At 64.4% G+C, this 1,454-nt stretch carries 1 protein-coding gene; it reads right to left on the bottom strand.

Going from position 1 to position 1,454, the window contains the following annotated elements:
- On the bottom strand, window positions 1-1,454 hold a 1,454-nt coding region (locus tag AC5Y5W_RS24885), incomplete at both ends, for a condensation domain-containing protein (RefSeq protein WP_500022656.1).

Genomic DNA, 1,454 nt, shown 5'->3' with positions numbered 1-1,454 from the left:
CCGCGGGCACCGCCGGATCGATCGCCAAATACGCCGCCCCGGCCTTGAGCACCGCCAACATCGACACAATCGCCTCGATGGAGCGCTCCAACAACACCGCCACACACTCACCGCGGCCCACACCCCGCTCAGAAAGCGCGTGCGCCAGCCGATTCGACGCCTCATCCAGCTCGCGATAGGACAGCGAACCGCTGCCCGCGGTCACCGCAACCGCCTCCGGCGCACACGCCACCTGAGCGGCGAACAACGCGGGAACCGACACCCTTGTGCTGGCGGGGGCGGTCAATGCTGCCCCGTTACCCAACTCCTCCAACCGGGCATGCTCAACTGCGTCGAGCACATCGATCGACGACAGTCGCCGATGCGCATCTGTGGTCACCGCCGCCAGCACCCGCTCAAAACGGCCGATCAACACCTCAACACTGACCGCATCAAACACATCGGTGCGAAACTCCACGGCCCCCGAAATCCCAGCGGGCTCACCGGCCTCAGTGAAGCGTTCGGTTAATGAAAAAGCCAAATCCATCCGGGCAGTGCGGACATCCACCGGCAGCGGGATGACCTGCACATCACCCAAACTCAACCGGGCAGCGGGATCCTCGGCGGCGTTCTGCCAGGCCAACGCCACCTGCACCAGCGGATGATGGGCCAGGCTTCGGGCCGGGTTGAGCCGCTCCACCAACACCTCAAACGGCACATCCTGGTTCTCGTAGGCGCCCAGACTGCGCTGCCGCACCTGCGCCAACAAGTCCGCCACGGTGGGATCGCCACCCAGATCGATCCGCAGCACCAAGGTATTGACGAAAAACCCGATCAACTCATCCAGGGCCGGGTCGCGGCGCCCAGCGATCGGGAACCCCACCGCCACATCAGAACTCGCGCTAAGCCTGCCCAACAACACGCCCAGAGCGGCCTGCATCACCATGAAACTCGTCGCATTACGCTCACGAGCCACCCGAATGACCTGCTGCTGCAACTGTGCCGGCCACTGCACCGCCACACTGGCACCACGCTGATCGGCCACCGCCGGATAAGGCCGATCAGTAGGCAACACCAACCGCTCGGGCATCCCGCCCAGCGCATCCTGCCAATAGCCCAACTGCGCAGCAATCAGACTCTCACCATCGTCGAAATCACCGAATTGCGCGCGCTGCCACACCGTGTAATCGATGTACTGCACCGCCAGCGGTGCCCAGCCCGGGGCTTGCCCGGCACAGCGGCTGGCATAGGCCACCCCCAAATCACGCACCAGCGGGGTGAGCGACCAACCGTCAGCAGCAATGTGATGCACCACCGCCGCCAACACATGCTCATCCTCGGCCACACGGAAAAGCTGTGCCTGCAACGGGATTTCGGTAGCCAGGTCGAAGGTGTGCCGCACTGCGGCATCAATAGCCTCCTGCAGCTGGCTTGCCGACCATCCGGTGGCATCGACGACGTCCCAGCCGAAGTCA

The organism is Mycobacterium sp. NGS51 (assembly GCF_059812525.1).
Note: the sequence above shows the minus strand (reverse complement) of the source record. Positions and strands in the feature narration are given on the sequence as shown.